Raw genomic sequence first — 9,012 nt, forward strand, 5'->3', positions numbered from 1 at the left:
CCACCGGACTCAGGGTTCGGGAATGTCGAGTCCGAAGTTTTCGCGGGTGATGGCTTCGGGTTCGGGTCCGCCCCGCACTCCGGTGTCGAGGTCGTCGATCGCCGCGAGTTCATCCGCGGTGAGATCGAAGTCGAAGACATGGAAGTTCTCGGCGATCCGCGACGGGGTCACCGATTTCGGGATGACCTGGCGCCCCTGCTGCAGATGCCACCGCAACATCACCTGAGCCGGGGTCTTGTCGTGTGCCCGAGCGATACCGCCGATGACGGGGTCGTCCAGGGTGGATCCGTGAGATCCGTTCCGATAGAAGGTGATTCCTCCGATCGGTGACCACGCCTGCGAGACTGTGCCGTTCTCGGCATCGGCTTCGAGCACGGCGGACTGGCGGAAGTAGGGATGCACTTCGATCTGGTTGATCGCCGGGACGATCGAGGTCGCCTCCATGAGCCGGTCGAGATGGTCCGGCATGAAGTTGCTGACTCCGATGGCACGCACCTTGCCGTCCGCGAGCAGTGTCTCGAGCGCCCTGTAGGCGGCGAGGGTGAGGTCGAACTCCCCGGGCAGCGCCTGGTGCAGGATGAGCAGATCGATCTGCTCGACACCCAGTTTCGCGGCGCTCTTGTCGAACGAATGCAAGGTCGCGTCGTATCCGTAATCGGTGATCCAGACCTTGGTCTCGAGGAAGACATCGGACCGGTCGACCGAGGACCGGGCGACGGCCTGACCCACTTCGCGCTCGTTCAGATACGCGGCGGCGGTATCGATGTGCCGGTAGCCGATGTCCAATGCGGTGGTCACCGCCGCGACGGTCTGCTCGGGTGGGGTCTGGAAGACACCGAAGCCCAGCGCGGGGATGGTGACTCCGTTGTTCAAGGTGATCAGCGGTGTGCCCATCACTCCACGCTAGGCGCCCGTCACCGCCTCCGGGGTTCGTCTGCCGAAACCGCCACAGCCGGCCGGATCGGTTCGAGGTGCGTGAAGACCGTTGTTCCGGGCAGAGCATCACGGAGATCGGCTTCGAGCCGGTCGAGCAGATCGTGGCCCGCCCGGACCGTCCAGTCACCCGGCACACGCACGGTCAGGTACACGAAGCGTTGCCGTCCGGACTGCCGGGTGCGCGGCGGAAGGACCACGACGGAACCGCCTTGCCGGTACCGTTCGAGGACCGCATCGACCGCGGCGACATCCTCCGGGGGGAGCACGACGTCGAGCATGCCGATGACGGACTGCTTCACCAGCCCGTACCCGATGCGCAGGATGTTGACTGCCACGAGGATTGCCACGACGGGATCGAGCACGTGCCATCCGGTGAGTACGACGAGTCCGACACCGGCGAGCACACCTACCGAGGTCCACACATCGGTCAGCAGGTGATTCCCGTCGGCGACGAGCGTGATCGAGCGGTGCCGCCGGCCTGCCCGGATGAGAGCGAGACCCACGGCAAGGTTGACCACGGACGCGGCGGTGGACAACGCGAGACCGATACCGGGCTGCTCCACCGGTTGCGGATGCACCAGGCGGTCCACCGAGGACCACAGGATCGCGGTGGCCGCGACGAAGATCATGGTTCCTTCGACGGCCGCCGACAGGTACTCGGCTTTGCCGTGGCCGAACTGGTGGTTGTAGTCGGCAGGCTTGGCAGCGACCCGCAGTGCGATCAGGCCGACCACCGCCGCGACGAGGTTGACCCCGGACTCGAGTGCGTCGGACAGCAGGCCCACCGATCCGGTGAGCCAGGCCGCGATCACTTTCATCGCGATGGTGACCAACGCGGCGGCGACCGACAGCAGCATGAACCGCATCAGCAGGCGGTTCTCGTCCGCGTGGGTCATGAGGGCGGTGTTCGACCGAACGTCCGTGTTCGACCAGTGATCAGTGCTCGACCAGGGCGAACCTTCGACCTGTGGTTTCCGCGGCGACCAGCTCGACGTAGTTGAATTTCGAATCCGGAACCCAAGGGGTCAGGCCCAGCGCGTCGACGGCCTGCACGTCGCTGAAATGCAGAAGGATATGGGCGCGCCCGTGAATCACGACGCTCCATGCTTCGCTTGCCTCGATGTGGTCGACCTGGAACGCCACCTTGGGATACACGGTCAATTCCGCGAGTTTGCTGCCTTCGGCGCTTCGGAAGTACACCTTCCGGTCGCGCACCGCGTAGTTGACCGGATAGATCTCCGGATAGCCGTCCACCACGACGACGAGACGGCCGACGTTCTCGGTCGCGAGCAATTCCCAGCTTTCCTCGTCGCTCAGAACGGTGGTGGGTTCGCCGGTATTCGGGCTGTCGCTCACGGCACACTCCTCGAACTCGATGAGTCTTTCCCCTAGCTCACCACGAACGCCGGACGGGTGCACTCGAACCCCGTGACTGTCTGCTCACAGTACGGTGAGAACCGACCGATTTCCGACACCGAGGAGCCGTCATGCAGGTGGCAACCGCGCAGCCCTGGCACACCGCTACGGCTCCCGAGGTGGCCGGCGCGCTGGGCGTCGACACGCAACGAGGGCTCTCCACCGCGGACGTGGAGCAACGACTGGCGGAGCACGGGCCCAACCTCATCGCCGAGACGGCGGGCACTCCCGCCTGGCGCAAAGTGCTCTCGCTGCTCGCCGACAAGATGACCCTGGTGCTGGTCGTCGCCGCGGTGGTGAGCGCAGTGGTGTCCCGGGAATGGGAAACCCCGGTCGTCATCTTCGCGGTGATCGCGCTCAACACGGTGCTGAACTTCGTGCAGGAATCGCGGGCGGAGAACAGCCTGCAGGCCCTGAAGAAGATGTCCGTGTCCACAACGCGGGTGCGTCGCGACGGCCGCGAACAGTCGCTGCCCCGGGAACAACTCGTCCCCGGCGACATCGTCCTGCTCGAATCCGGCGACTCGGTGCCCGCCGACGGCCGCCTCGTCCACGCCGTGCGGCTGCAGGTGGCCGAGGCCGCGCTCACCGGCGAATCGCACCCCGTGGACAAGTCGATCGACCCGGTGGATGCCGCGGACGCCCCGCTCGGCGACCGCACCGACATGTTGTTCATGAACACCGAGGTCACGCGCGGCCGCGCGGAAATGGTCGTGACCGCGACGGGCATGGCCACCGAAATGGGCGCCATCGCCACCCTTCTCGGTAGCGCAGGCGTGGAACAGACTCCGCTGCAGCGCCGGATCGGCCAGCTCGCCCAGACGCTGACCATCGTCGCGATCGTCACCGTCGCGCTCGTCTTCGTTCTCGGTCTGCTGCGGGGGCAGACGTGGTCGGACCTGCTCGTCACCGCGGTGTCGCTGGCCGTCGCGACCATCCCCGAGGGGCTCACGGCGGTGGTCGCGTTCACCCTCGCCATGGGAGCCTCCCGCCTCGCGGCTCGCGGGGCGATCGTCAAGCAACTCGCTGCAGTCGAGACGCTGGGCAGCACGTCGCACATCGCCACCGACAAAACCGGAACGCTCACCCTCAACGAGATGACGGTGCAACGTCTCCTGATACGCGGGCGCACGTTCCGTGTCACCGGTTCCGGCTACGGGACGGACGGGAAGATCCTCGTCGGCGACGGTCAGCCGGCCCCCGACCTCACCGACGCGTTGCTCGGTATGGGTCTGTGCAACGACGCCACGGTCAACGACGGTGTCCTCGTCGGAGATCCGACCGAGGGCGCGCTCGTCGTGCTCGCCGAGAAAGGCGGCATCGACGTCGACGGTGCTCGCGCCGCACTCACCCGGATAGCCGAGGTTCCGTTCGACTCGGCCTACAAGTACATGGCGACCTTTCACACCGTGCCCGACGGCGGGTTCCGTTGCTTCGCCAAGGGGGCGCCGGGTGCGCTGCTCGAGCGCGCATCCACCGCGCAGGGCGGGGACGGGACGATACCGCTCGACGACGCGGCGCGCCGGAAGATCCGTGACGCCGTCGACGGACTCGCCGGCGAAGGGCTCCGAACGCTGGTGATCGCCGGACGCGACCTCGACGCGGTGCCGCGTGGCGATTCGGATGCGCTCCAGGCACTCGTATCCGACCTCACGATCTATGCGGTGGTGGGCATCGTGGATCCGCCGCGGACGGAGGCGAAAGCGGCGATCGAGGTGGCACACGAGGCAGGTATCGCGGTGCACATGATCACCGGCGACCATCTGGTCACGGCATCCGCGATCGCGGCACAACTCGGAATCGACGGGAACGCCGCGTCGGGCGCAGACCTCGATGGGCTCGACGACGAGGAGTTGCGCGCCCGGGCCGAAGGGTTCGGCGTGCTCGCGCGGGTGGCACCCGAACACAAGATCCGGTACGTCAAGGCGCTGCAGGCAGATGGGCAGATCGTCGCGATGACGGGCGACGGCGTGAACGACGCGCCTGCGCTCGAACAGGCCGATATCGGCGTCGCGATGGGCATCACCGGCACCGACGTGTCCAAGGGCGCCGCGAACATGATCCTCACCGACGACAACTTCGCCACGATCGTCGCTGCCGTCGCCGAAGGACGCGGCATCTACGACAACATCGTCAAATTCGTGAAGTTCCAGTTGACCACCGCGTGGGGATTCGTCTTGATCTTCCTCGCGGCCGGTGCGCTCGGGCTCGCAGGCGGTGCCCCGTTCACCGCGCTGCAGATCCTGTGGGTCAACATCATCATGGACGGCCCGCCCGCCCGCGCCCGCGGGGTGGGCCGGACGGAACCGGACGCGATGAAGCGGCCCCCGCGGCCGGCCAAGGAAGCGTTGCTCACCCGGTCGCGGATTCAGCGGATCCTGGGCCTGGGCATCGTGATGGCCGTCGGCACCCTCGCAGTGCTGCGCTTCGGACCGGACCTGTTCCCCGACAGTGCGGGCGATCCGCTGTTCGCCACGACGCTCGCGTTCACCACGTTCGTGTTCTTCCAGGTCTTCAACCTCTTCAACGTGCGCTCGAACGTCGGATCGGTGTTCTCGCTGCAGACGCTGACCAACCACACCATCTGGATCGCGATCGTCGTCGTGATCGTGCTGCAGGTCTGCGTGGTGCAGACGAGCTTCCTGCAGGGTCTGTTCGATACCACCGCCCTGACCGCACCCCAGTGGATGCTGGCGATCGCGGTCGGTTCGGTGGTGTTGTGGGTGGACGAAATCGGGAAGGCGATCGCGCGTGCCCGGCGCCGGGACTGAACGCCGCCTCGGCGGGCCGAGTTCCGGGCGGTCGTCGGGGAGGTAGCGGTGACCTGCCACAATCGTCGGGTGAGTGTCCTTCGCAGTACCGATTCCGCGCTACCGGTTCCGCCCGACCCGTTCTTCACCGTCGGGGCCCGACTCGACAACGGACTGGGCCGCACCGGCACCATCCACACCCCGCACGGCGACATCCGTACGCCCGCGTTCATCGGCGTGGGGACCAAGGCGACGGTCAAGGCGGTTCTGCCCGAGGCGATGAAGGACCTGGGTGCGCAGGCGCTGCTGGCGAATGCCTACCACCTCTACCTGCAGCCGGGATCGGACATCGTCGACGAGGCCGGTGGGCTCGGCAAGTTCATGAACTGGGACGGCCCGACGTTCACCGACAGCGGCGGCTTCCAGGTCATGTCGCTCGGCGTGGGATTCAAGAAGGTCATCGCCATGGAGGCGGTCGGCGTCCAGAACGACGATGTCATCGCGCACGGCAAGGAACGGCTGGCCCGGGTCGACGACGACGGCGTCACCTTCAAATCCCACCTGGACGGATCGCGGCACCGGTTCACTCCCGAGGTGTCGATGCAGATCCAGCACCAACTCGGCGCCGACATCATGTTCGCGTTCGACGAGTTGACGACATTGATGAACACGCGCGGCTATCAGGAACGCTCGATCGAACGTACCCAGGCGTGGGCGGTGCGCTGCGTCGCCGAGCACGAGAAGCTCACCGCTGAGCGCTCGCACCGTCCCTACCAGGCGCTTTTCGGTGTCGTGCAGGGAGCGCAGTACGAGGACCTTCGCCGGCAGGCGTGCCGTGGCCTCGAATCGATCGTGGGGGAGTCGGGCCGGGGCTTCGACGGATACGGAATCGGCGGAGCGCTCGAGAAGCACAACCTCGGCACGATCGTGCGCTGGTGCTGCGAGGAACTTCCCGACGCCAAGCCGCGGCACATGCTCGGTATCAGCGAGCCCGACGACGTCTTCGTCGCGATCGAGCACGGTGCCGACACCTTCGACTGCGTCAATCCGTCGCGGGTGGCGCGCAACGCGGCGATCTACCACCCGGACGGCCGGTTCAACATCAACACCAGCCGGTTCCGCCGCGACTTCACCCCGATCGACGAGAACTGCGATTGCTACACGTGCACCCACTACACCCGGGCGTACATCCATCACCTGTTCAAGGCGAAGGAGATGCTCGCGTCCACGTTGTGCACCATCCACAACGAACGGTTCACGGTGCGCCTCGTCGACGAGATCCGGTCGAGCATCGAAGGCGGCTACTTCGAGGAGCACAAGGCCGAGACCCTCGGCCGGTTCTACGCGAAGAAGCGTCAGGCGGAGTCCGACGCCGGCGCCGGCGCGTAGGTCGGCTCGCGCTTCTTGACGTACGCGATCACGCGGTAGGTGACCGGCAGGAGCACGATCTCGATCAAGGTCTTCCAGAGGAAGCCGATGATCACGAAGTTGACGAAGTCGCTCCACGTGGTGATGCCGATCGCGCCGGCCGCGATGGAGCAGAACACGAGGGTGTCGGCGAACTCGCCGACCACCGTCGACCCGATCAGGCGCGCCCACAGATGCTTCTCCTGCGTGCGCTCCTTGATCCGCACCAGGATGTACGAGTTGAGCAACTGGCCGACGACGTAGCCCGCCAGGCCCGCGAGCAGCATCCTCGGCACCACCCCGAGAACGGCCTCGAACGACTCCTGGTTGGCGTAGAACTCCGCCGCGGGAAGCGACTGGGCGACCCAGAAGCAGAGTGCGGACAGCGCCACGGCACCGAACCCGTACAGCACGGCCCGGCGGGTCGCCGCGAACCCGTACACCTCACTGAGCACGTCGCCGAGGATGTAGGCGAGCGGGAACAGGAAGAACCCGCCGTCGGTGATGATCGGCAGGACCTGCAATGGACCGAGCGAGACCTCGGCGTCACCGAAGAACGCGATGCCCTTCGTCGCGCAGATGTTGGAGATCATCAGCACCGCGGTGAACAGGACGACGATCCCCGGGTAGGAACTGCGCCCCACGCTGGCGAATGCCGCGTGATGCGTGGTGGATGACGGGGAACTCGTCTCGTGCTGTGTCACCCGGCCATCCAAGCATCACGCGACGATGATCGCGAAGTTGTTCAACGGCAGCGGGGGGGGGGCCGCGGCGGGGGGGGGGGGCCCCCCGCTTCGCAGAGTGCGGCGTCAGGACTTGACGACCCGCGTGCCACCGGCGAACTTGTCGTGGAAGCCCTGCTTGCCACTGTCCTGCTCGATGGTCACGGCGATACCGATCCAGGCGACGAAGGACGCCAGGCTGACGAGCCAGCCGAGGAACGGGATACCGCTGAGGATCTGCAGTGCGACAAAGGCGTTGCGCTTCGCGGCCTCCTCGCGGGTCGGGAGTCCGCCGCCGGGTCCGACGACCGACAGACCGAGCAGTTTCTTGCCGATCGTGGCGCCCTTGGTCGACTCGAAGTAGGTCCAGTACGCGAACGCTGCGACACCCGAGAGCACCGACATCACGAACGCCATGAACCCGCTGTCGCTCCCGAACACGACGATGCTCGTGAGAATCGCCATAGGGATGCCGACGATCAGCGCGTCGATGATGCGGGCACCGAGACGGGGCAGCAGTTCCCCCGGCCGCGTGGGGCCGAATCCGGCTCCGGGCGCGGGCGGGAAACCGGGCGCGCCGTACTGCGTGGCGCCGTACGGCTCGTTCTGGGGAGCCCCGTACTGGGGGACGCCCTGCTGGGGTCCTCCGTACTGGGGTGCTCCGTACTGGGGAGCCCCGTACTGAGCGCCACCCTGCTGCGGGGCTCCGTACTGAGTGGCACCGGCGCCGTGCTGCTGAGCGCCGGGCTGCTGCCCGTACTGAGGCGCGCCGTACTGGGGAGCCCCGTACTGCCCGCCCTGCGACGGGTCGTTCGGGTTGTACCCGGACTGGATGGGGTTCTGGAACTGCTGGGTGTAATCGGCGGGCTGGCTGCCGTACGGCTGGTCACCGTGCGAGGGAGCACCCGGGTAGCCGCTGTGCTTGCGCGGGTCCTGCGAAGGGGGTGGGTATCCACCGGTGGTCATATGACTCCTTGTCGTTCGGCATGGCAACGCGCCACGGTACAACGTAACCGTGGCGCATCGACAGCGATGTAGCGATGTGTAACGGACGGGCAGAAGACGAGCGCGTTCAGGCGACGACCGGACCTCCCGTGGTGATCCGGTAGGCATACGTCGACGCGATGATCGAGACCGGAATGCTGACGAGAAGTCCGAGACCACAGAGCAACGCACCGAGGATGTTGATACCGATCAGCGCCAGCGCCAGCAGGATCAGCGTGCCCGCATTGGATTTGATCGCAGTGAAACTGGATTTGATGGCCGTGATCGCGTCTTGGTTCCGGTCGACGACGAAGGGCATCGCCCACCACGTCAGGAACGCGAAGACCAGTCCGGGCAGGATGCACAGTACGAGACCCACCGAGGTGCCGATCCCGACGAGCAAGCCGGTCAGAATGACCGCGCCGATCGGGCCGACCTGCAGGAACGTCCCGAACGCGGGCTTCCGGCCGTCGACCTCGCTGAGTGCTCCGCGCACGAATGCGGCCTCGATGAGATAGCCGACCACTGCGGTGACCAACGTGCCGATCAGGTTCGTGGCGGAGAAGGCGGTGGTGAACGAGATGTTGTCGGAGTCCTGCGTGTAGTCGAAACCGTTGAAGATTCCGTTGATCAGGGCCTGGATGACGAAGGCGATGACGACCAGCACGATCCAGACACCTGGATTCGCGCTGAATTTGCGCCAGCCGAAGGAGATCGCGTCGCCCACGCTCAGCCGGGTGGGGCCAGGCGCTCCGACGCCTTCCGAACCGAACCCGCCGGGAGGGGGCGGGTAATTC

General features: G+C 66.4%; 8 protein-coding genes. 2 read left to right on the forward strand and 6 right to left on the reverse strand.

Translation table 11 applies throughout. The features are described 5' to 3' along the window. Nucleotides 1-9 precede the first annotated feature (9 nt). Genes TVH25_RS09800 through TVH25_RS09810 form a run of 3 tightly spaced genes read right to left on the reverse strand, consistent with a single transcriptional unit; the run spans nt 10 to nt 2,292 of the window. A complete protein-coding gene (locus tag TVH25_RS09800; RefSeq protein WP_296550182.1) occupies nt 10-894 on the reverse strand; it encodes an aldo/keto reductase in 885 nt (294 codons plus the stop codon). Between the two features lie 20 nt (nt 895-914). Then, entirely contained in the window at nt 915-1,832 is a 918-nt protein-coding gene (locus TVH25_RS09805) for a cation diffusion facilitator family transporter (RefSeq protein ID WP_422423975.1), read from the reverse strand. A 40-nt stretch (nt 1,833-1,872) separates the two neighbouring features. Continuing rightward, the gene (locus TVH25_RS09810; RefSeq protein WP_296550178.1) at nt 1,873-2,292 is read right to left on the reverse strand and encodes a pyridoxamine 5'-phosphate oxidase family protein; all 420 of its coding nucleotides are present in this window, start codon (nt 2,290-2,292) and stop codon (nt 1,873-1,875) included. 131 nt (nt 2,293-2,423) lie between these two features. On the opposite strand from TVH25_RS09810, the gene TVH25_RS09815 reads away from it, so the two are divergent. Both TVH25_RS09815 and tgt read left to right on the forward strand, forming a co-directional pair. Then, a complete protein-coding gene (locus TVH25_RS09815; protein ID WP_422423976.1) occupies nt 2,424-5,123 on the forward strand; it encodes a cation-translocating P-type ATPase in 2,700 nt (899 codons plus the stop codon). 69 nt (nt 5,124-5,192) lie between these two features. Beyond that, on the forward strand, nt 5,193-6,491 hold the full coding sequence (tgt, locus tag TVH25_RS09820; protein WP_422423977.1) for a tRNA guanosine(34) transglycosylase Tgt: 1,299 nt from the start codon (nt 5,193-5,195) through the stop codon (nt 6,489-6,491). On the opposite strand, the gene TVH25_RS09825 is transcribed toward tgt, so the two are convergent. The 3 genes from TVH25_RS09825 to TVH25_RS09835 form a co-directional block, all read right to left on the reverse strand. After that, nucleotides 6,458-7,213 (reverse strand): queuosine precursor transporter, encoded by a 756-nt coding sequence (locus TVH25_RS09825; RefSeq protein WP_422423978.1) that lies wholly within the window; start codon nt 7,211-7,213, stop codon nt 6,458-6,460. The genes tgt and TVH25_RS09825 overlap by 34 nt on opposite strands. A gap of 105 nt (nt 7,214-7,318) precedes the next feature. After that, nucleotides 7,319-8,197, reverse strand: coding sequence for an RDD family protein (locus TVH25_RS09830; protein ID WP_169622553.1), 879 nt, complete (start codon nt 8,195-8,197; stop codon nt 7,319-7,321). Between the two features lie 106 nt (nt 8,198-8,303). Beyond that, nucleotides 8,304-9,012, reverse strand: a 709-nt coding sequence (locus TVH25_RS09835; protein WP_422423980.1) for a hypothetical protein, incomplete at its 5' end; no start/stop codon positions are given.

This window comes from Rhodococcus sp. 7Tela_A2 (assembly GCF_049311045.1).
Taxonomy (GTDB): Bacteria; Actinomycetota; Actinomycetes; order Mycobacteriales; family Mycobacteriaceae; genus Rhodococcus.

Excerpts from the sequence above, each read along its gene's own strand:
- TVH25_RS09815 (WP_422423976.1), top strand. The coding sequence starts at position 2,424 with ATGCAGGTGGCAACCGCGCAGCCCTGGCACACCGCTACGGCTCCCGAG.
- TVH25_RS09800 (WP_296550182.1), bottom strand. The coding sequence starts at position 894 with ATGGGCACACCGCTGATCACCTTGAACAACGGAGTCACCATCCCCGCG.
- TVH25_RS09805 (WP_422423975.1), bottom strand. The coding sequence starts at position 1,832 with ATGACCCACGCGGACGAGAACCGCCTGCTGATGCGGTTCATGCTGCTG.
- TVH25_RS09830 (WP_169622553.1), bottom strand. The coding sequence starts at position 8,197 with ATGACCACCGGTGGATACCCACCCCCTTCGCAGGACCCGCGCAAGCAC.